This is a genomic window from Streptomyces sp. NPDC023527 (genome assembly GCF_055560115.1).
This window is the reverse complement of the sequence record NZ_JBVHJJ010000006.1, coordinates 413,105-432,567: the sequence shown is the minus strand read 5'-3', so window position 1 is coordinate 432,567 and position 19,463 is coordinate 413,105. Positions and strand designations below refer to the sequence as shown.

Genomic DNA, 19,463 nt, shown 5'->3' with positions numbered 1-19,463 from the left:
GAACAGGGGGCGGGCCCTTCGCCTTGCGGCGGCACCGCCATGCAGCGCCGCAGGGCGAGCTCAAGGGGACGGGCTCAGCCGAAGCGGCCCGAGATGTAGTCCTCGGTGGCCTGGACGGACGGGTTGGAGAAGATCCGCTCGGTGTCGTCGATCTCGACCAGCTTGCCCGGCTGGCCGACGCCCGCCAGGTTGAAGAAGGCCGTACGGTCCGACACGCGCGCGGCCTGCTGCATGTTGTGCGTGACGATGACGATCGTGAACCGCTCCTTCAGCTCGCCGATCAGGTCCTCGATGGCGAGGGTGGAGATCGGGTCGAGCGCCGAGCAGGGCTCGTCCATCAGCAGGACCTGCGGCTCGACCGCGATCGCCCGGGCTATGCACAGGCGCTGCTGCTGACCGCCGGAGAGGCCCGCTCCCGGCTTGTTCAGCCGGTCCTTGACCTCCTTCCAGAGGTTGGCGCCCTTGAGGGACTTCTCGACGACGCCGTCCAGCTCCGACTTGCGGAGCCGGCCGCCGTTGAGGCGGATGCCGGCGGCCACGTTCTCGTAGATGGACATGGTCGGGAAGGGGTTCGGCCGCTGGAAGACCATGCCGACCGTGCGGCGCACGGAGACCGGGTCGACGCCGGCGCCGTAGAGGTTCTCGTCGTCCAGCATCACCTTGCCCTCGACACGGCCGCCGGGGGTGACCTCGTGCATCCGGTTCAGGGTGCGCAGGAAGGTGGACTTGCCGCAGCCGGAGGGGCCGATGAAGGCGGTCACGGAGCGGGGCTCCACGGTCATCGAGATGTCCTCGATGGCCTTGTGGGTGCCGTAGTAGGCGTTGAGGCCGCCGACGTCGATGCGCTTGGCCATGGGAATCACTGCTTCTTTCGTAAACCCGTAACCGCGGTCAGCGGCCGGCGGTCTTCGGGGCCTTCCAGCGGGCGATGCCGCGGGCCACCAGGTTGAGGATCATGACGAAGGCGATGAGGACGAGCGCCGCCGCCCAGGCGCGGTCGTAGCTGGCCTCGTTGCCGGCCGCCCACTGCTCGTAGATGTAGTACGGCAGCGACGACTGGGCTCCGTCGAAGGGGTTGTTGTTGATCACCTGGGAGCCGAAGACCAGGAGGACGATGGGGGCGCTCTCGCCCGCGATGCGGGCGACGGCGAGCGTCACACCGGTCGCGATGCCGCCGATGGCGGTGGGCAGGACCACCTTCAGGATCGTGCGCCACTTCGGCACGCCGAGCGCCAGCGAGGCCTCGCGCAGCTCGTTGGGGACGAGCTTGAGCATCTCCTCGGTGGAGCGGACCACCACGGGCATCATCAGGATCGACAGGGCCATCGCCCCGGCGAAGCCGGAGTAGCCGAAGTCCAGCATCAGGATCCAGAAGCTGAGGATGAACAGACCGGCTACGATCGACGGGATGCCCGTCATGACGTCCACGAAGAACGTGACGGCCTTGGCGAGCCGGCCGCGCCCGTACTCCACGAGGTAGATCGCGGTCAGCAGGCCGACCGGGGCCGCGATGGCGGTGGCGATGCCGACCTGCTCCAGCGTGCCGATGATCGCGTGGTAGACGCCGCCACCGGGCTGGATGGTCAGCACTCCGGCCATCGAGTGGGAGAGGAAGGTGCCGTCGAGGACCTTCGAGCCGCGCGCGACCGTCTCCCAGACGAGGGAGACCAGCGGCACGACGGCGAGCAGGAAGCAGACCCACACCAGGCTGGTGGCGAGCCGGTCCTTGGCCTGCCGGCGGCCCTCGACGCCGGCGGCGAGGGCGTACATCCCCGCGACGAAGAGCACGGCGGCGATCAGGCCCCACTGGATCCGGCTGCTCAGGCCGGCGCCGGCGCCGATGCCGATGCCCACGGCGGCCGCGCCGAGCGCGACGGCCGGCGGGGCCCAGCGGGGCAGCCGGGGCTGCCGCAGGGTGGTGCGGGGCAGCGGGGCGCTGTCGGCGACCAGCGGCTTGTCCATGGTCACGTCGCTCATTCCGAGTACTCCTTGCGACGCGCGATGATCATCCGGGCCGCGCCGTTGACCAGCAGGGTCAGCACGAACAGCACGAGGCCGGAGGCGATCAGGGCGTCCTTGCCGATCTCACCGGACTCCTTGAAGCTGCTCGCGATGTTCTGGGCGAACGTCGCGCCGCCCGGGTCGAGCAGGCTGGTGCTGATGAGGAAGCTGGGGGAGAGGACGGTCGCGACGGCCATGGTCTCGCCGAGCGCGCGGCCCAGGCCCAGCATCGAGGCGCTGATGACACCCGACCGGCCGAAGGGGAGTACGGACATCCGGATGACTTCCCAGCGGGTCGCGCCGAGCGCGAGCGCGGCCTCCTCGTGCATCTTCGGCGCCTGGAGGAAGACCTCGCGGCTGACGCTGGTGACGATCGGCAGAATCATGATCGCCAGCAGGATGCCGATGGTGAAGAGCGAGCGCGCGGCGCCGTCGTGGTAGGCGAAGACGCCGGTCCAGCCGAAGTAGTCGTCGAGCCAGCTGTAGAGGCCGCCGAGGTGCGGCACCAGGAAGAGGGCGCCCCACAGGCCGTAGACGATGGACGGTACGGCGGCGAGCAGGTCGATCACGTACGCGAGCGGGGTGGCCAGCTTGCGCGGCGCGTAGTGCGAGATGAAGAGCGCGACGCCGATGGCGACGGGCACCGCGATGACCATCGCGATCAGCGAGCTGACGACCGTGCCGAACGCCAGGACGGCGATGCCGAAGACCGGCGGAGTGGCGTTGGCGCTCCACTCGAAGGTGGTGAAGAAGTTGCCTTCGTCGTGCGAGAGGGCGCTGGTGGCCCGGACGGTGAGGAAGACCGCGATCGCGGCCATGATCACCAGAAGCAGGAGGCCGGAGCCGCGCGAGAGGGCGAGGAAGATCCGGTCGCCGGGGCGGGCGGCGGCCTTCGCCTGGTCGACGGGGGCCTGGTCGTGCGGCAGGGGCGGTGGGCCGGCTGTCTGCGTGGGTATGTTCATGGGTTTCTCCGGTCTGCGGAGGCGGCCGCTGGGGCCGGCGCTCCTGGCGCGGCGGTGCACCGGACGGTGCGGCCAGGGCCCTGCCGGGGCCCGGCCGCACACGGGTCAGGAGAGGCTCGCGACGTTCTCGCGGACCTTCTTGGCGATCTCGGCGGGCAGCGGGGCGTAGCCGAGGTCCTTGAGGACGGACTGGCCGTCCTCACTGGCGATGTAGGTCAGGAAGGACTTGGTGGCGGGCAGGGTCTCGGCCTTGTTGCCCTTGTCGCCGACGACCTCGTACGTCACCAGCGTGATCGGGTAGGCGCCCTCGGCCTTGGTGGCGTAGTTGAGCTTGAGGGCGAGGTCCTTGCCGGTGCCGGTGATCTTCGCCTCGGCGATGGCCTTGGAGGCGTTGTCCGACGTGGCCTCGACCGGGGCGGCGGCGCCGGTGTTGAGCTTCACCGTCTTGATCGAGTTGGCGGTGGCGTAGGACAGCTCGAAGTACGAGATGGCGCCCGCGGTCTGCTTGACCTGCGAGGAGACACCGGCGGAGCCGTCGGCGGACTGGCCGCCCTTGGCCTTCCACGCCTTGGCGGGCTCGTACGGCCACGACTTGTCGGCGGCGGCCTTGAGGTACTTGGTGAAGTTGTCCGTGGTGCCCGACTCGTCCGAGCGGTGGAACGGCTGGATCTTGAGGTCCGGGAGCTTGACGTCCTTGTTGAGCTTGGCGATCGCCGGGTCGTTCCACTTCTCGATCTTCGCGTCGAAGATCTTGGCGAGGGTGTCGGCGTCCAGGACGAGGTTGTCGACGCCGGGCACGTGGTAACCGACCGCGATCGGGCCGCCGACCAGCGGCAGGTTGATGCCCTGGCCGCCCTTGACGACCTCCTTGGACTTCGTGACCTCCTCCGGCTTGAGCGCCGAGTCGGAGCCCGCGAAGGCCGTCTTGCCCTGGAGGAACTCCTGGACGCCCGCGCCGGAACCGGTGGGCTTGTAGTTGATCTGGATGTCCTTGCAGGCCGCCATGAAGTTCTTGACCCACAGGTCCATGGCGTTCTTCTGCGCGGACGACCCCGAGGCCAGCAGCTGGCCCTTGCCCTCGCACTTGATGTTGCCGGCGGCCTTGGTGGCGTTGCCGCCGTTGCCGTTGCCGCCGCTGTTGTCGTCCGAGCCGCACGCCGTGAGGACCAGGGCGCCGGAGACGGCGATGGCGCCGAAGGCGACGGCGCGGAGCCGGTTCTTGCGCTGAAGCTTCACTTTCGGGTGTTCCTTCCGGGAGCCGCCGCTGGGGCGGCGTGCGAGAAGTGGGTGGTGCCTGTACGGGTCTCCGTACCGCGTTCGTACGGTTTCCGTTCGAGTGAGGGCCATCCGGACGGTGTGGCCCGCACCCTCTATTGGCGAAATTAGGCAGAACAGGTGAAGCGGTCGAAGGGTCAGAGTGAACGGAGGGTGAACCTCACCCGTCAGGGTGGTGCCCGGCGGGAGGTCCGGCGGACAGCCCGGCGGAAGGGCCGATTCTGTCCGAAGTGTGACGCAGGTCTCTGTCGGTTTGCGGGCTGCCGTGGCAGCATCCGTTCCTCGCGTGACGGCATGTCGGACGTGGGGCGGACGCCACGGAGGTGGCCTGTGGGGCGGTACGGCAGGGGTACGGGCGGAGACGCGGACGGGCGCGCGGGGAGGGAGATCGTGGCCAGGTCGGCGAGCGCGGGCGGACCCGCGGGCGCCGCGAGCCGGTATGTGATCGTCGGCCGGTCCGCGATCCTCTCGGCCGCGCTGGCCTGTGCGGCGGTGATCGGGACCGGCGTGGCGCACGCGGATCCGCAGCCGCCCCAGCGCAGCCTGGAGGACGTCCACAAGGAGGTGGAGAGCCTCTACCGCAAGGCGGAATCGGCCACGGACGCGTACAACGCGGCGAACGAGGCCCAGCGCGAGCAGGAGAAGTCGATCGTGGAGATCGGCCGTTCGGCGGCCGCCGCCCAGGAGCGGATGAACCGGCTCAGGAACCAGGCCGGCGCCATGGCCCGCGCCCAGTACCGCGACGGCAGCATGACCCCCCAGGCCCGGCTCCTCCTTTCGGCGACCCCCGAGACCTTCCTCGACGGCATCACCCTCACCCACAAGGGCGCGGCGGCCACCCGGGGCCTGATCACCCAGGTCGCCGCCACCCAGAAGTCCCTGGACGGCTACGCCAAGGCCGCCGGTGAGCGCTGGAAGACGCTGGACGGGGAGCGGAAGAAGAAGGAGAGCGCGAAGAAGGAGATCGAGGAGAAACTTTCGGCCGCCAAGGAGCTGGAGTCGCGGCTGGAGAAGAAGGAGAAGGACCGGCTGCGGCAGCTGGAGGAGGAGCGCGCCCGGCAGGCGCAGAACAAGTGGCTCGCCTCCGACGCCGTGAAGGGCGTGAACCTCAAGGACTCCGGCACGGCGACCGCCGACGGCAAGCGGGCCGTCGCCTTCGCCACCGCCCAGATGGGCAAGAACTACGTCTGGGGCGCCGAGGGGCCCGACACCTACGACTGCTCCGGCCTGACCCTCAAGGCGTGGGCGGCCGCCGGGCGCGCGATTCCGCGCACGTCGCAGGAGCAGTGGCGGCAGCTGCCGAAGGTGGACGTGAAGGACATGCGGCCGGGCGACCTGATCATCTACTTCGCGGACGCGAGCCATGTCGCGATGTACGTGGGGGACGGCACGATGGTGCACGCGCCGCGGCCGGGGCGGCAGGTGACGATCGCGGGCGCCGGGTCGATGCCGATCCTGGGGGTCGTGCGGCCCGGGTGAGGGGTGTCCGGGGGCGCGGGCCCCGCTGCCCGTGCCCGCGCGCCGGGTCAGCGCGGCAGGGCGGCGGCGAACGTCTCGTACGCCGCCGCGTCGAAGAGGACGAAACGGACCTCGGTGATGCCGGTCGCGCCCTGGGATCCGGTCGCCTCCGTGACCGTACGCACCGCGATGCGGGCGGCGTCCGCGAGCGGCCAGCGGTAGGCGCCCGTCGAGATGGCCGGGAAGGCGACCGTACGGGCCCCGAGCTCGTCCGCGACGCGCAGTGACTCGCGGTAACAGGACGCGAGCGTGGCGGAGCGGTCCTCCTCGGGGGAGTGAACCGGGCCCACCGTATGGATGACCCAGCGGGCGGGCAGCCGGCCCGCGGTCGTGGCGACGGCCCGGCCCGCCGGCAGCCCGCGCCCGTACCGCGAGGCGCGCAGCTCGCGGCAGGCGGCCAGGATCTCGGGCCCGCCGCGGCGGTGGATGGCGCCGTCGACGCCGCCTCCGCCCAGGAGAGAGCTGTTCGCGGCGTTCACCACGGCATCGACTTCTTGATCTGTGATGTCTCCCTGGACCAGCGTGATGTTTGTCATTCCATGATTGTTCCAGCGTGCGCCAAATGCCGCCCCGGCGAGGGCATATGACAGCGGCGAGTGGCTTCGTTCCATTCCGTTCGACCGTGCCTGACGCTAGTGTCGCGTTCGGTACCCGCCGGTCGGCGGGCCGCATCCCCGGGGGGAACGGAAGGAAGCCTTCACCATGCCCGTACCCGCGCCGAGGCCCGCGGAGCCCTCCGCGACCCCGCCCGACGCCGGGCTGACCCTCCTGGTGATCGAGGGTGATCCGGGTGGGTCGCTGTCGGTTCCGGTGCCGGAAATGGCTGAAATGCCGGGATTGGTCGGCAAGCCGGTCCGGATCCGCACCGCTCGTAACCTCACCGAGGCGGAGCGGCTGCTCACCGACGACGTCGACTGCATCCTTCTCGACCTCGCCCTGTCCCTCGCCGACAGTGCCCCGGAGGACGGGCCGGGCGACGAGCTGGCCGCGCTCCACGAGGTGCTGCGGCTCGCCCCGCGCCACGCCGTCCTCGCGCTGACGGCGGAGGCCGACGCCGAACGCGCGGCCGAGGCCGTACGGGTCGGGGCCCAGGACTACCTCTTCCGCGACGAGCTCGACGGCCGGGTGCTCAGCCGGGCCATCCGCTACGCCGTCGAACGCAAGCGTGCCGACCTCGCCCAGCGCCAGCTCACCGAATCCCGGCTGCGCGCCCAGGAGAACGCCCGGCTGGAGCGCGGCCTGCTGCCGACCCCGCTGCTGGCCGGCTCGGGCCTGCGCTTCGCCGCCCGCTACCGGCCGGGCCGCAGCCGCGCCCTGCTCGGCGGCGACTTCTACGACACCGTGCGCACCCCCGACGGCACCGTGCACGCGATGATCGGCGACGTCAGCGGCCACGGCCCCGACGAGGCGGCCCTCGGCGTCGAACTGCGCATAGCGTGGCGGGCCTTGACCTTCGCCGGGCTGTGCGGTGACGAACTGCTCGCCACCCTCCAGCAGGTGCTGGAGCACGAGCGCGCGGACGAGGAGACCTTCGCGACGCTGTGCGCGGTCGACATCTCGCCGGACGGGCGACGGGCCGGCCTGAGCCTGGCCGGGCACCCCGCCCCGCTGCTCGTCCTGCCCGGTCAGGCCCCGCGCCTGCTGCCGCAGGAGGACGGCGGCCCCGCGCTCGGCCTGCTCCGCCGCGCCCGTTGGCCGCGCCGCCAGGTCGAACTCGGCGGCCGGTGGAGCCTGATGATGTACACCGACGGTCTGATCGAGGGCAAGGTCGGAGCCGGCTCGGAACGGCTGGGACAGGAGGGCATGGTCGAACTGATCACCCGCCAGGTCCTGGACGGGCTGCGCGGCGAGGAACTGCTCGACGCGGCCGTCGCGCAGGTGCAGGACCTGAACGGTGGGGAGTTGACGGACGACCTCGCGGTTCTGCTGCTCGACCGGGGCCGCGGCGAGAGCCGTGAGGGCCGCGATGAGCGGAGCGCGTACGGCGAGCGGGGCGGCCGCCCGGGCGTCGGCGAGCGCGGCAACGGCGGGCTGCGGACGATCCCGGCACAGGCGAAGGCGCCTGCGGAGACGCGGGCGCCGAGCGTGTGAGAGGTGCGGCTCGGACCGGCTCAGCGGCGGCCGTTGTACGGGCCGTACGGGCCGTCCGAGCTGGAGCCGCCGCCCCGGCGGCGTGGGCCGCGCCGACCCGAGACCTGCTTGAGGGCGGGCCGTACGTCCACGACGTAGACGATCGTGGCGATGAGCCCGATGATCGGCAGGAAGCTGAGGATCCCCATGAAGAGGTTCACGGCGACCGCGATGCCGAGGATGATCAGCCAGAACGGCTTGGACTGCTTGTCTGCCGCGCGGTAGGCGTCCTCGCGATGGATCGCGGCGTTGACGAACGCGAAGAGGCTGAAGACGAGCAGGCCGATCGACACCCAGTACATGGCCTTGCCGAAGCCCTCTAGCAGCACGTCACTCACCTCATGCTCTTGCTGGTCGTCTCCCGGGCCGCCCGGCCGGCGACCCGTCGCCACCGTACCGGGAGAACGGCCCGGGCACGGGAAAGGTGCCCGGGCCGCCGTGGAACGTGCCGGTCGGTGCGGCGGTGGTTACTGGTCGCCCGTCTTGCTGTCCGCCTTCTTGGCGGCGGGCTTGCGAGCGGCGGGCTTGCGGGCGCCGGCCTTGGCGTCGGCGTCGGCCGACTCCTCGGCGGCGGGCTCGGTGCCGGCGGACTTGTCGCTCGCGGACTCGCCGCTCGCGGACTTGTCGTCCGCGGGCTTGTCGGTCGCGGTCTTCGCGCTGTCCGGCTCGATGGCCACGGCGATGTCCGCGACCTCTTCGGCGGCCTCGCCGCGCCAGGTCTTCACGGCCTCCCGGCCCCGCTCGGCCAGCTTCTCGTACTGCTCGCCGGCCTTCGCCGCCACGCCCACGGCCTGCCCGACGCCCTGGAGCGCCAGGTCCTGGGCGGTCTGGCCGAGCTTCTTGAGGTCGGTGTCGAGCGAGCCGACGATCCCGGTGACCTTCGCGGTCACGGTGGCCTGGGCCTCCTTGGCCCGCTGGGTCACCTTCTCCTGCACGGCCTTCGGGTCGGTCTTCTTCAGCTGCTCGAACCGCTCGGGCGCCTCGGCGACGAGCTGTCCGATCTTCTCGGCGGTGAGGTCGGCGGCACCGGCGGCGGCGTAGGCGGTGTCGGCGGCGACCTTGCGGATGTCTTGCGTGGTGGCCATGGCGATGGTCTCCAGAATCAGCTCGAAGGTTTTAGCTCGAAGGCTTGCTGTCGTCGTCCGTCGCGAGCCCGTTCTCCTTGCGGAAGGACTCGTAGATCTGGAGCAGCACCTGCTTCTGCTGCTCATTGATCGAGGGGTCGGCGAGGATCACACTGCGGACCTCCGCCTCGTCCCGGTCCCGCTCGTCGAGAATCCCGGCCTGGACGTACAAGGTCTCGGCCGAGATCCGCAGCGCCTTGGCGATCTGCTGCAGGATCTCGGCGCTCGGCTTGCGCAGGCCGCGCTCGATCTGGCTGAGGTACGGGTTGGACACCCCGGCGGCATCGGCGAGCTGCCGCAACGTGAGCTGCGCGTTGCGCCGCTGCTCCCGCAGGTACTCGCCGAGATTGCCGACGTTGAGTGATGCCATGCGGACGATGCTGCCCCACTCCGCTAACTTTTGCAAGCAGATGCTTGCAAAAGTTGCCAGCGGCGGGGGAGGCCGGAGCCCGAGGGGACTCGGGGGCTCTGAGTGCCCTTACCCGAGTGCCTCCACGGCAGTCCTCAGTGGTCGAGTGCGGTCGGTCCTCAATGGTCGAGTGCTGCCAGGTCGAGCTCCCGGAGCCGTTCGGGGTCGGCCAGGACGTCGATGGCGACGATCTTCCCGTCCGTGACGGTGAACGCCATGACGGACAACGGCCGTCCCTGAGCCGCGACGACGACCCCGGCGGTGCCGTTGATGAGGACCGGTCGGGCGAACGGGGACAGGCGGCCGAAAGTGAGCGCCTGGCTCGCCACGGTCCGGGCGCCGTGGATCGTGACCGTGTGGCGGGCGCGCGAGACACCGCCGTCGGAACGCAGGACCACGTCGGGGTCGAGCACGGCGACGAGCGCGTCGAACTCGCCGTCGCGGGCGGCGGCGAAGAACGCGTCGACGGCCTCGCGCTGGCGGGCGAGATCGGGGTCGGGGGCCGGAGCCTGCCCCTGAACCCGGCGGCGGGCGCGGCTCGCGAGCTGCCTCGTCGCGGCCGGAGTCCGCTCGATCAAGAGGGCGATCTCGTCGAAGGGCACGGCGAACATGTCGTGCAGCACGAACGCCAACCGCTCGGCCGGTGCCAGCGATTCGAGCACCACCAGCAGCGCCAGCCCGACCGAGTCGGCCAGCAGTACTTCCTGCTCGGGGTCGATGCCGCCCTCGGGGCTGATGACCGGGTCCGGCATACGCGCCTCCAGGGGGTCCTCCCGCCGCTGCTCGCGTGTCCGCAGCAGGTTGAGACACACCCGCGCCGCCACCGTGGTCAGCCAACCGCCCAGGTTCTCGACGTCGCCGGTGTCGGTACGAGCGAAGCGCAGCCACGTCTCCTGAACGGCGTCATCGGCCTCGCTGAGTGAGCCGAGCATCCGGTAGGCCACCGCGCGCAGATGAGTCCGGTGCTCCTCGAAACGCTCTGTCGGCGATGCCGTCGATGCCAGCGATGCCGTCGATGTCGGCGGTGCCGGCAATGAAGTCTCGTCCACCTGTCACATTCCTTCTTCGCGGCGGGTCATAGCGATAGACCCACGAAAACAACGGGTTGCAGCCGGGAGATCATCTCCCGGACGAGCGAATCGGAGATGTGAGATGACCGCGACGACCTCCCCCCTTCTGGTCACCGGCGGCACGGGCACGCTCGGACGCCTCGTCGTGCCGCTCCTGCGGGATGCCGGACGCGAGGTGCGGGTGCTCAGCAGGCGCGGCGGCGAATCCGGGGACGGCATCGAGCACGTGACCGCCGACCTCTTCAAGAACGAGGGCGTCGAGGCAGCGCTGGAGGGGGTCGAGACCGTCCTGCACCTCGCGGGCGGCCCCAAGGGCGACGACGAGGCGACCCGGAACCTGGTGCGGGCCGCGGCGCGGGCCGGGGTGAAGCACCTGGTGTACATCTCGGTCATCGGCACGGACACGATGCCGCTGGGCTGGTTCAGGACCAAGCTGGCCGCGGAGCGGACCATCGCGGAATCCGGCATTCCGTTCACGACGCTGCGAGCCGCCCAGTTCCACGACCTGGTCCTGAACGTGGTGGAGAAGATGGCGAAGATGCCGGTGGTGCCCTGCCCGGGCGGACTCCGGTTCCAGCCGGTCGACTCGCGCGAGGTCGCGGCCCGGCTCGTACAGCTGGCCCTCGGCGAGCCGGCCGGCCTGGTGCCCGACCTGGCCGGACCGAAGGTGTACGGGATGGCCGACCTGAGCCGCGGCTACCTGCGGGCGCGCGGCAAGAACCGGTTGATGATGCCGGTCAGGATGCCTGGCAAGGTCGGCCGCGCGTACCGGGCCGGTGAGAACCTCACGCTTGAGGGGGCTGCCGTGGGCGTGCGGACCTGGGAGGACTTCCTGGGCGAGCGGGTGGGCCGTGGCTGACCTGCCGTCCGGTGGGGCGAACCCCGCTTCGTAGGCGGTCCCTTCATCCGTCAAGGCGGCGTACGACGGCCGACCTGCTACTGCCGGAATCGTGCGAGGGGTTGGGACGCACGGCGGTTGGGGCGACTCCGGTGCGGCCGGGCAGTTTGAGGGCGAGGAGTGCGCCGGCCGCCGCGATGGACGCGAGGGCGGTCAGGGTCGGGCCCATCGCCGAGGTGAGGGCTCCGCCCGACCCGTGGAGGGCGTCGCCGGACGAGCGGTCGGCGGTCAGGGGCAGGAGCATCGTCGCGGTGGCGACGCCCAGGGCCGGGCCGATGTTCATCGCGGTCTGCTGGAGTCCGCCGGCCACCCCGGCGTGGCGCACGGACGCGTGCCGCACGATCACGGATGTCGCGGCGACCATCACCGTGCCGAAACCGGCGCCCAGCAGGAGGAAGCCGCAGCTGATCGCCGCTGTCGCCGATGTGCGGTCGAGGCGGGACAGCAGGAGGATGCCGAGGGCGAGGAGAGCCATCGCCGCCACCGTCGTACGGCGTGGGCCCTGTCGGCGGAGCAGTACCGCCGTGGCCGGTGCGCTCAGCACCATCGTCACGGCCAGGGGCAGCGCGGTCAGGCCGCTGTGGAGCGGGTCCATCCCCAGGACGTCCTGGAGGAAATACGTGCCGACGAAGAGCGCGCCGAACATCGACGCCGAGGCGGCGAGCAGGATCGCGAGCGCCGATCCCACGGTCGCCGATCCGAGCAGGTCGGGCGGTACCAGCGGGCTCGCCGTGCGCCGTTCGTGCAGGACGAACGCGCCGCCGGTGGCCGCGGCCGCGGCGAAGCCCAGCGCGGTCGCCGGCGTCCAGCCGGTCTCCGGGATGCCGACGAGTGTGTGCACCAGACACACCAGAGTCACCGCGAGAAGACAGGCGCCGGGCAGGTCGAGCCGATTCGGGGCGGCGGGGGAGAGGCCGTCCTGAGGTATGCGAACGGCCAGCGCCAGGACCCCGATCACGAGCGCGGGCGCGACATTCAGGAAGAACACGGCGCGCCAGCCCAGGTGGGTGGTCAGCGCGCCGCCGATGACCGGGCCGGCGGCGGCCGCCAGCCCGATCGCGCTCGTACGCAGGGCGATCGGCATGCCGATCCGGTCGGGCGGGAACGTGGCGCGCAACATTCCGAGCGTGGCCGGTTGCAGCAGTGCGCCGAAGATCCCCTGGGCGACGCGCAGGCCGATCACCCAGCCGATGCCGGGGGCCAGCCCGATCCCGGCCGAGGTCGCGCCGAAGCCGAGGATCCCGGCGGCGAAGACCCGCCGATGGCCGTACCGGTCGCCGAGGCGGCCGGCGAAGACGAGCAGTCCGGCCACGGCGATGAGATAGCCGGTGCTGGTCCACTGGACCTGCACGAACGAGGCGTGCAGATCGCGCTGAAGGGCGGGCTGCGCGACGGTCAGCACCGTGCCGTCCAGGGCCACGATCGCGGCTCCGGTGATGCTGCCGGTGAGCGTGAGGCGCCGATGGCGTCGTGAGGTCATCGGCCCTCCGACCCGAGGTGGGCGTCCAGCGCGGCCCGTAGCAGCGGCTCGAAGTCGTCGACGCCCGCCGCGAACGGCAGGCTGCCCCACAGCCACAGCTGGGCGATGCCGTGCAGGTTCGCCCACAGCGCGCCCGCGACGACAGAGGGCTCCGCGTCGGAGTGCGGCCGGGCGCGGGCGACCAGGCCGACGAGCACGTCGAAGAGCGGCAGGCTGGTCTCCCGCAGGCCGAGGTGATCGCTTTCCAGCAGATCGTGACGGAACATCAGCTCGAACATGCCGCGGTTGGTCAGCGCGAAGTCGACGTAGACGCGTCCGAGCGCCATGAGCTGAGCGCGTGCCCCGGCCGGGTCGCTGGCCGTGCCCCTGCCCGGACCCCCGTCCGCCTCGGTGACCCTGTCGGCCAGATCGGCGAAGCCCTGACGCGCGATGGCGGACAGCAGCGCGAGGTGGGTCGGGAAGTGCCGGCGCGGAGCCCCGTGCGAGACACCGGCCCGGCGGGCGATCTCCCGCAGGGTCAGCGCCTGCACCCCCTCTCTCGCCAGCAGCTCGACGCCGACCTCCACCAGACGGGACCGCAGGTCCCTCTCCCGCTCGCTCATAGACAGTGTCTACCAGAGTGTGTAGACACTGTCTACGCGCATCTTGCCGACTTCATCGGCGCCCGCGACCCGGGGCGCGGCACCAACGGGCTCCTGTCGCGTTGAACAGCGGGACGTTGAGCAAGGCGACGGGGGAATCCACTGATGACGTTCGATCAGGAATGGGCGGAGCTCGTCTCCGCCGCGAGAGGCCACCGGCCGGTCGGGACGCGGCTCAACGGGGCCGGACCGGGGGCGGGCGGGCCCGAGGGCGCTCTCGTCGTGCACCAGGACGATCTGGGCGCTGTGGGCCACGAAGCCTTCCGCTTGCACGGGCTGCTGCGCGCCAAGGCCGACATCGCGGGCGCGGGCAGCGAAAGGAGCGGGACGGGTTCGACCGCACAGGCCGCCCAGGAACTGTCGTCGCACCACCTCGCGACGGGTGACGAGCTCTCCGTCGCCCTTTCGGTCTGGGACGCACAGGTCAAGACCGTCCTCCAGATGTGCGCCCACCTTTCGAACCACTTGGACCATTCCCGGAAGGCCCACGCGAAGGACGACGCACTGATCGCGGCTTCGATGCGCCACCGGGACGGCTCGGCGATGACGGTCTCCGAGATCTCCAAGTACGCGAAGTAGGAACGGGGGAGGGGGAGCCGAGTGGCGACGTTCACGTATACGGACCTCATCGCGCTGGACCTGGGCAAGCTGGGCACGGCGGTCGATGACTGGCACCGAATGGTCGGCGCATTGGCCGACCTCAAGTCCGACGTGGCGCGAGGACTGGTGAAGCGGGCCGAATCCGCGCGGTGGCAGGGCGTCAATGCCTCGGCCGGCCGGGAATTCGTGCACCGTACGGCGAAGGAGTTCACCGACCTGCACGCCGAGGCGCGGAGCATCCATCACGTTCTGGAGGACGCTCACGCCGAGCTGACGGGACTCCAGAGGCAAGCGAAGGCTCTGACCGAAGAGGCCCGCAGAGGCGGCGAAAAGGATCCCGCGCTGCTGGTCATGGACGGGGGCGATGGCACCGTAAGGGTGATGGAAGCGGTGTGCACGACCGAGGGGACGACACAGCGCACCAAGGATTTGATGCGGTGGTACGCCGATACCCTCACCGGACTGGTCGCGCACGCATCGGAAATCGACGCCGCCGTCGTACGCGCTCTCAGGAAGAGCCACGGCGGAGACCCGTACAACGCCGGTCACGCGACCTGCACCTCGCTCGACGAGGACCAGCTCCCGCGCGCCACGAAGCTCGCCTCGCTGGGCGGGAACGCGAATCAGGAACAGCGGGCGGAACTGCGCCGGCTGTGGCAGTCGTTGAGCCCCGCCGCCCGGGCGGAGCTGTGGAAGGGACACAAGGACGATCTGCTGGCGGCGGACTTGCTGAGCCCTACGGTCAAGAGAATCGCACCGGACGAAGGGGCCGGGCCGCACGGCGTCAAGGCTCCCGGCTGGAACGACCGACTGGCACAGCAGAAGATGCGACTGCTGGCCGAGGGAGCCGAATGGGACGGCAACGAGGACGCGGCGCGCCATATGAAGCGCTATTTGGACAACAGCGGCGCTCCCATGGAGTTACCCGTGGACCGGATGTTGTCGGACGGAAAAGGGTTCAAGAGCTGGATCGGCGAGGACATCAAGGCGAACCAGGACAAGTGGCGCAGGGCGGCGCTCGAAGAATTCCGGAGGAATGGTGGCCGGCCGGTCGCCGTCCCCGTGGAGACCGGGAACCACGACTACAGCTTCGACAGGGAAACGAACGAGAACTGGTTCTACGCGGTCGGTTCCACCCGGTCGAACGTCACCGGAGTGGTCACGGTCGTACCGGACGCACACGGCAGACCCAAGGCCGGTCTCGAATACCAGGTCAATGCCTGGGACCGCTACAACTGGGACGAGGGGAAAGGCGTCGACGTCGGGCCGCTGGACATTCCTGACGGGCAGATGGCCCGCCTGCACACCACCGGCCTGGCCCGGGAATTCGACATGTCGGGCAGCAGCTCGGTGCACCACCACGACCTGGGTGGATCGACCTCCGGCAGGGGCGAAGGCAGAGGGAATCCCACACGATGAGCACCGTCGGCAAGAGAACCGAGCAGGAGCTGTCCGTGCTCCGCTATCTGCTCATCATCGGGGCGAGCGTCCTCGCGGTCGCGGTGACGGCCGTCGTCGCCTTCGCGATCGTCGCGGACCGCATCTCGGACAACGAGGCGAAGAAGGAGAAGAGCTGCTGCTGGAAGAGCGGCGCCTCTCCCACCTGGATGAGCGAGCAGATCGGCATCCGGATCCCCGTCGGCGCCACGGACCGACGTTCCGGTTACAAGGCCGGATCCCGTTACGACAAGGGGCTGCTCGCCTTCACGCTGCCCCGCCAGGAGGCGGACACCTACCTCTCCCGCCTCATTCCGGAGGGGACCACGATGATCTCCAACGCGCACCCGGAGGGTAAGGGCTATGCGCCGAGTGCCGCTTTCGCCCATCTCGGACTTCCGGAGCCGGAGACCCTCGTCGACGGCCTGCGCAAGCATGGTTTCTGCCCGGACGACCTCACCTCGCCCGAAGGGCGGCACCTTCGCCGCTGCGTCGACGTCTTCGCGCACGACTTCCGGCCGGGCACCACGCGGATCTACGTCAGGTCGACGATCGAACCGGGCCTGACACCGCCATCGAGCCCGGCGTGAAGCACGGCGTACCGGGCCCGGCGTGAAGCACGGCGTAGCCATCGAGCTCGGCGTGAAGCACGGTCGCGGAGGTGGCCGGAGGCCCTGTCCTCAGACCCGCGCCAGCTGATCATCATTCATCGCAGAGTCATACGATCGCCCCGCGAGCTCGCTCAGTGCCTCGTCCGGAGCCAGCCTCTCCCCGCGTGCGTACGCCTCGCCGAAGGCCCCGGCGCCCAGGGCGGAACGGGCCGATGCCGTGACGCGGTCCACGTCGCCGCGCTCGGCCGGGGGCAGCGGGGCCCCGGCGGAGGCGCGGGCGGCGGCCGCCGCGCCGAGGAGGAGCGCGGCGCGGTCCGGGTGGCCATGGAGGGCCTCGGTGCCCGCCAGGCCCTCCATGGCCAGGGCCATGGCGCGCGGGTCGCCCAGAGCGCGGGCCATCGCCAGGCCGTCGAGGTGCAGGGCGCGGGCGGCGGCCGCGTCGCCGCGCTGTTCCGCCACGAAGCCCAGCTCCGCCAGGACCAGGGAATTGCCGGCCTCCGACGACACCTCGCCGTACCAGTCGCGGATGCGCAGCAGGGTGGCCTCGGCGGTCGCCAGGTCGCCCTGCCTGCGCGCGCCCAGGGCGAGGCCCAGTTCGGCGTGGATCTCGCCGAACTTGAAGCCCTGTTGCGCCGCGAGGCGCAGCGCCCGGCCGTGCAACTCCCTGGCACGCTCCCAGTCCTTGGTGAGCAGCGCCAGCCGGCCGAGGCCGGACAGGCGCGAGGAAGCCTCCGTGGCGAGGCCGAGCTCCTCCGCGATGCGCAGGCCGTCCCGCAGCAGATCGGCGGCCCGACCGTAGTCGGCGTTGATCTCGGCGAGCGTGGCCAGCACGGAAAGGCTGCGCAATTGCCCCCATCGGTCACCCAGTTGACGGAAGAGCTCCGCGCTGCGTTCGCCGTCCCGGCGGAGCGCCGCCATGTCGCCCCGTATCAGGTGATGTGTCGCCCGCAGGCCGAGCGCGGCGGCGGTGCCCCAGCGGTCGCCGAGCTCGCGGAAGCCCGTCAGCGCGCGCTCGGTGAGCTCCTCGCTCGCGGCCAGATCGCCGGTGTTGAAGAGGGCGTAGGCGTGGAACCACTGCGCCCTCGCCCGGCTGCCGGGATCCTCGATCTCCCCGTACGGGGCAATCGGCGTGCGCGCGCCCGCCAACAGGGTGAAACCTTCGTGTAGAGCGCGCACTTCCGCGCGCAAGCCGGGCGGCACGGGGCCCGCCGCCGCCAGCGCGCTCTCCGCCGATCTGCGCGCCTCCGTCAGGCGCCCTCGCATCAGCCAGTACCACGACAGAGCGACGACCAGACGCAGCGCGTCCACCGCCGCGGCGCCGTCCCGTACGGCCGTGTCGAGCGCGGTGCGCAGATTGGCGGTCTCGGCGTCGAGGCGCTCCAGCCACAGGCTCTGCTCGGGACCCTGGAGGTGAGGGCGGGCGGCCTCGGCGAACTGGGTGTAGTGGCGCAGGTGGCGGCGGCGTACGGGCATGAAGTCACCGAACTCGTGCAGGCGCTCCACACCGTACGCGGCCACCGACTCCAGCAGCCGGTAACGGGGACCGCGTGGCCCCTCGGCCACGACCACCAGGGAACGGTCGACCAGGCGGGCCAGCAGGCCGAGGACCTCCTCGGACGCCACTCCGTCACCCGCGCACACCACCTCCGCGGCCTGGAGCGTGCAGCCGTCGGAGTGCGCGGCGAGGCGACGCAGCACGATGCGCTCGGGCGCGGTCAGCAGCTCCCAGCTCCAGTCGATCACCGCCCGGAGCGTCTGCTGGCGCGGCGGCGCGCCGCGCCGACCGCCCGCGAGGAGCCGGAAGCGGTCTCCCAGCCGTGCGGCCAGCTCCTGCACGCCCAGCGCGCGCACGCGCGTGGCGGCCAGTTCCAGGGCGAGCGGGATGCCGTCGAGTCGTCGGCAGATCACTTCCACCGCGTCCTGGCCGGCCGTGTCCAGGGCGAACCCGGGCGCCGCGGCGGCCGCCCGAGCGGCGAACAGCCGGGCCGCGTCGGCGGGCGGCAGCGGCTCCACGGGCCGTACGGTCTCGCCCTCGATGCCCAGCGGCTCCTGGCTGGTGGCCAGGACGCGCAGGCCGGGCGCGGCCCGCAGCAGTATCCCGGCGAGCTCGGCGACCTGCTCGACGACGTGCTCGCAGTTGTCCAGGACCAGGAGCGCCTTCCGGTCGCGGAGGGCGGCCAGAAGGCGCGGGGCGGCCGGCCGCGCGGCGGCACCGCTCCCCGCCGACGGGGCGTCCGGCGTGATCGCCGACGGCCCCGCGCCCTCCGCCCCGTCCTCACGGATCCGCAGGACTTCCGCGATCAGCTCCGCCGCCGAACCGTGCCGCCCCGCGAGCTCCACGAGCCACACACCGTCGGGGAACGCGTCCGCGGCCCGGGCCGCGGCCTCGATCGCCAGCCGGGTCTTGCCGACCCCGCCCGGTCCCGTCAGCGTCACCAGCCGCCCCGACGCGAGCAGGGCCCGGACGTCCGCGACCGCTCCTTCCCGGCCCACGAGTTCGGTGAGCGGAGCGGGCAGGTTCGTACGCGGCACCGGGGCGGCCGGGGGTGCGGACAGCTCCGGGGACTGGGTGAGGACCGCCTGGTGGAGGGCGGCGAGCTCGGGGCCCGGGTCGAGGCCGAGGTCCTCGGCCAGCCGCTCGCGCAGCTCGCCGTACGAGGCGAGGGCCTCGCTCTGCCGACCCTCGCGGTACAAGGCGCGCACGTGAGCCGCGCGCAGCCGCTCGCGCAGGGGATGCCGCGCCACCAGCGCGCTCAGCTCCGAGGCGAGCCCGTCGGCCGCCCCCGACTCCAGCCGTGCCTCGGCCCGCTCCTCCAGGGCCGTCAGGCGCTGCTCCTCCAGGCGCTGCGCCGCCGCGCGGGCGAACTCCTCGTCGGCGAAGTCCGCGTAGGCGGGGCCGCGCCACAGGTCCAGCGCCTCCGTCAGCAGGGACGTGCGGGCGCGGGGGTCGCCGGTGGATCGGGCGCGCAGGAGCAGGCTCTCGAAGCGGGCGGCGTCGACGTCGTCCGCGCCCAGCCGCAGCAGATAGCCGGGCGGCTGGTGGACGACCCGGTCGCGGCCCACGGCCCGGCGCAGCTGCGAGACCTTGGCCTGGAGGGCATTGGCCGGATGACCGGGAGGCCGCGTGCCCCACAGGTCGTCCACGAGCCGGTCCGCGGAGATCGTCCGGCCTTCGTGCACCAGAAGATCGGCCAGCAGCGCGCGGACCTTCGCCTCGCGCACCCTGACCTGCTCCCCTTCCTCGCCCCACACCACGAGTGGGCCGAGCACCCCGAACCGCATGCCGAAACCGTAACCGGGACCACTG

At 71.4% G+C, this 19,463-nt stretch carries 18 protein-coding genes; 6 read left to right on the top strand and 12 right to left on the bottom strand.

The window, feature by feature from the left end; all coding sequences use genetic code 11:
- Positions 1-74: 74 nt before the first annotated feature.
- The 4 genes from pstB to pstS all read right to left on the bottom strand — a co-directional run bounded on the left by pstB (position 75) and on the right by pstS (position 4,199).
- The gene (gene pstB, locus ACZ303_RS15210) at positions 75-854 is read right to left on the bottom strand and encodes a phosphate ABC transporter ATP-binding protein PstB (RefSeq protein ID WP_215079113.1); all 780 of its coding nucleotides are present in this window, start codon (positions 852-854) and stop codon (positions 75-77) included.
- 37 nt (positions 855-891) lie between these two features.
- On the bottom strand, positions 892-1,977 hold the full coding sequence (gene pstA, locus ACZ303_RS15205; protein WP_467338979.1) for a phosphate ABC transporter permease PstA: 1,086 nt from the start codon (positions 1,975-1,977) through the stop codon (positions 892-894).
- A complete protein-coding gene (pstC, locus tag ACZ303_RS15200; RefSeq protein WP_467338977.1) occupies positions 1,974-2,963 on the bottom strand; it encodes a phosphate ABC transporter permease subunit PstC in 990 nt (329 codons plus the stop codon). Before pstC ends, pstA begins: the two co-directional genes overlap by 4 nt.
- 105 nt (positions 2,964-3,068) lie before the next feature.
- On the bottom strand, positions 3,069-4,199 hold the full coding sequence (gene pstS / locus ACZ303_RS15195; protein ID WP_467338975.1) for a phosphate ABC transporter substrate-binding protein PstS: 1,131 nt from the start codon (positions 4,197-4,199) through the stop codon (positions 3,069-3,071).
- 429 nt (positions 4,200-4,628) lie between these two features.
- On the opposite strand from pstS, the gene ACZ303_RS15190 reads away from it, so the two are divergent.
- A complete protein-coding gene (locus tag ACZ303_RS15190) occupies positions 4,629-5,717 on the top strand; it encodes a C40 family peptidase (RefSeq protein ID WP_467338973.1) in 1,089 nt (362 codons plus the stop codon).
- A 47-nt stretch (positions 5,718-5,764) separates the two neighbouring features.
- Here the strand turns inward: ACZ303_RS15190 and ACZ303_RS15185 are convergent, their stop codons facing one another.
- A complete protein-coding gene (locus ACZ303_RS15185) occupies positions 5,765-6,292 on the bottom strand; it encodes an O-acetyl-ADP-ribose deacetylase (protein WP_467338971.1) in 528 nt (175 codons plus the stop codon).
- A 166-nt stretch (positions 6,293-6,458) separates the two neighbouring features.
- On the opposite strand from ACZ303_RS15185, the gene ACZ303_RS15180 reads away from it, so the two are divergent.
- Positions 6,459-7,847 (top strand): PP2C family protein-serine/threonine phosphatase, encoded by a 1,389-nt coding sequence (locus tag ACZ303_RS15180; RefSeq protein ID WP_467338969.1) that lies wholly within the window; start codon positions 6,459-6,461, stop codon positions 7,845-7,847.
- 20 nt (positions 7,848-7,867) lie between these two features.
- Here ACZ303_RS15180 and ACZ303_RS15175 read toward each other — a convergent pair whose 3' ends face one another.
- The 4 genes from ACZ303_RS15175 to sigJ all read right to left on the bottom strand — a co-directional run bounded on the left by ACZ303_RS15175 (position 7,868) and on the right by sigJ (position 10,423).
- Positions 7,868-8,215 carry a DUF2516 family protein gene (locus ACZ303_RS15175; protein ID WP_467339051.1) on the bottom strand — a complete coding sequence of 116 codons (348 nt, stop codon included), beginning with the start codon at positions 8,213-8,215 and terminating at the stop codon, positions 7,868-7,870.
- Positions 8,216-8,353: 138 nt separating this feature from the next.
- On the bottom strand, positions 8,354-8,971 hold the full coding sequence (locus ACZ303_RS15170) for a hypothetical protein (RefSeq protein WP_467338967.1): 618 nt from the start codon (positions 8,969-8,971) through the stop codon (positions 8,354-8,356).
- Between the two features lie 31 nt (positions 8,972-9,002).
- Entirely contained in the window at positions 9,003-9,380 is a 378-nt protein-coding gene (locus ACZ303_RS15165; RefSeq protein WP_467338965.1) for a helix-turn-helix domain-containing protein, read from the bottom strand.
- A 158-nt stretch (positions 9,381-9,538) separates the two neighbouring features.
- Entirely contained in the window at positions 9,539-10,423 is an 885-nt protein-coding gene (sigJ, locus tag ACZ303_RS15160) for an RNA polymerase sigma factor SigJ (RefSeq protein WP_467339049.1), read from the bottom strand.
- 148 nt (positions 10,424-10,571) lie between these two features.
- Here sigJ and ACZ303_RS15155 point away from each other — a divergent pair, with 148 nt between their 5' ends.
- Positions 10,572-11,348, top strand: a complete 777-nt coding sequence (locus ACZ303_RS15155; protein WP_467338963.1) for an SDR family oxidoreductase — start codon at positions 10,572-10,574, stop codon at positions 11,346-11,348.
- A 43-nt stretch (positions 11,349-11,391) separates the two neighbouring features.
- On the opposite strand, the gene ACZ303_RS15150 is transcribed toward ACZ303_RS15155, so the two are convergent.
- Together ACZ303_RS15150 and ACZ303_RS15145 are read right to left on the bottom strand one after the other, a co-directional pair.
- On the bottom strand, positions 11,392-12,867 hold the full coding sequence (locus ACZ303_RS15150; RefSeq protein ID WP_467338961.1) for an MFS transporter: 1,476 nt from the start codon (positions 12,865-12,867) through the stop codon (positions 11,392-11,394).
- On the bottom strand, positions 12,864-13,469 hold the full coding sequence (locus tag ACZ303_RS15145; protein WP_467338959.1) for a TetR/AcrR family transcriptional regulator: 606 nt from the start codon (positions 13,467-13,469) through the stop codon (positions 12,864-12,866). Before ACZ303_RS15145 ends, ACZ303_RS15150 begins: the two co-directional genes overlap by 4 nt.
- A 144-nt stretch (positions 13,470-13,613) precedes the next feature.
- Between ACZ303_RS15145 and ACZ303_RS15140 the strand changes: the two genes are divergently transcribed.
- From ACZ303_RS15140 to ACZ303_RS15130, 3 genes are read left to right on the top strand one after another with little or no spacing between them, the layout of a single operon-like run.
- Positions 13,614-14,087, top strand: a complete 474-nt coding sequence (locus ACZ303_RS15140) for a hypothetical protein (protein WP_467338957.1) — start codon at positions 13,614-13,616, stop codon at positions 14,085-14,087.
- A 21-nt stretch (positions 14,088-14,108) separates the two neighbouring features.
- Positions 14,109-15,527, top strand: coding sequence for a hypothetical protein (locus ACZ303_RS15135; protein ID WP_467338955.1), 1,419 nt, complete (start codon positions 14,109-14,111; stop codon positions 15,525-15,527).
- Entirely contained in the window at positions 15,524-16,135 is a 612-nt protein-coding gene (locus ACZ303_RS15130) for a hypothetical protein (protein ID WP_467338954.1), read from the top strand. The genes ACZ303_RS15135 and ACZ303_RS15130 overlap by 4 nt, the downstream gene beginning before the upstream one ends.
- 90 nt (positions 16,136-16,225) lie before the next feature.
- Here the strand turns inward: ACZ303_RS15130 and ACZ303_RS15125 are convergent, their stop codons facing one another.
- Positions 16,226-19,438, bottom strand: a complete 3,213-nt coding sequence (locus tag ACZ303_RS15125; RefSeq protein WP_467338953.1) for a BTAD domain-containing putative transcriptional regulator — start codon at positions 19,436-19,438, stop codon at positions 16,226-16,228.
- Positions 19,439-19,463: the final 25 nt, after the last annotated feature.

What these genes read in the sequence shown, in the direction of transcription:
- pstB (WP_215079113.1), bottom strand. Translation starts at nt 854, where the DNA reads ATGGCCAAGCGCATCGACGTCGGCGGCCTCAACGCCTACTACGGCACC.
- pstA (WP_467338979.1), bottom strand. Translation starts at nt 1,977, where the DNA reads ATGAGCGACGTGACCATGGACAAGCCGCTGGTCGCCGACAGCGCCCCG.
- pstC (WP_467338977.1), bottom strand. Translation starts at nt 2,963, where the DNA reads ATGAACATACCCACGCAGACAGCCGGCCCACCGCCCCTGCCGCACGAC.
- ACZ303_RS15185 (WP_467338971.1), bottom strand. Translation starts at nt 6,292, where the DNA reads ATGACAAACATCACGCTGGTCCAGGGAGACATCACAGATCAAGAAGTC.
- ACZ303_RS15180 (WP_467338969.1), top strand. Translation starts at nt 6,459, where the DNA reads ATGCCCGTACCCGCGCCGAGGCCCGCGGAGCCCTCCGCGACCCCGCCC.
- ACZ303_RS15170 (WP_467338967.1), bottom strand. Translation starts at nt 8,971, where the DNA reads ATGGCCACCACGCAAGACATCCGCAAGGTCGCCGCCGACACCGCCTAC.
- ACZ303_RS15165 (WP_467338965.1), bottom strand. Translation starts at nt 9,380, where the DNA reads ATGGCATCACTCAACGTCGGCAATCTCGGCGAGTACCTGCGGGAGCAG.
- ACZ303_RS15155 (WP_467338963.1), top strand. Translation starts at nt 10,572, where the DNA reads ATGACCGCGACGACCTCCCCCCTTCTGGTCACCGGCGGCACGGGCACG.
- ACZ303_RS15150 (WP_467338961.1), bottom strand. Translation starts at nt 12,867, where the DNA reads ATGACCTCACGACGCCATCGGCGCCTCACGCTCACCGGCAGCATCACC.
- ACZ303_RS15145 (WP_467338959.1), bottom strand. Translation starts at nt 13,469, where the DNA reads ATGAGCGAGCGGGAGAGGGACCTGCGGTCCCGTCTGGTGGAGGTCGGC.
- ACZ303_RS15140 (WP_467338957.1), top strand. Translation starts at nt 13,614, where the DNA reads ATGACGTTCGATCAGGAATGGGCGGAGCTCGTCTCCGCCGCGAGAGGC.
- ACZ303_RS15130 (WP_467338954.1), top strand. Translation starts at nt 15,524, where the DNA reads ATGAGCACCGTCGGCAAGAGAACCGAGCAGGAGCTGTCCGTGCTCCGC.
- ACZ303_RS15125 (WP_467338953.1), bottom strand. Translation starts at nt 19,438, where the DNA reads ATGCGGTTCGGGGTGCTCGGCCCACTCGTGGTGTGGGGCGAGGAAGGG.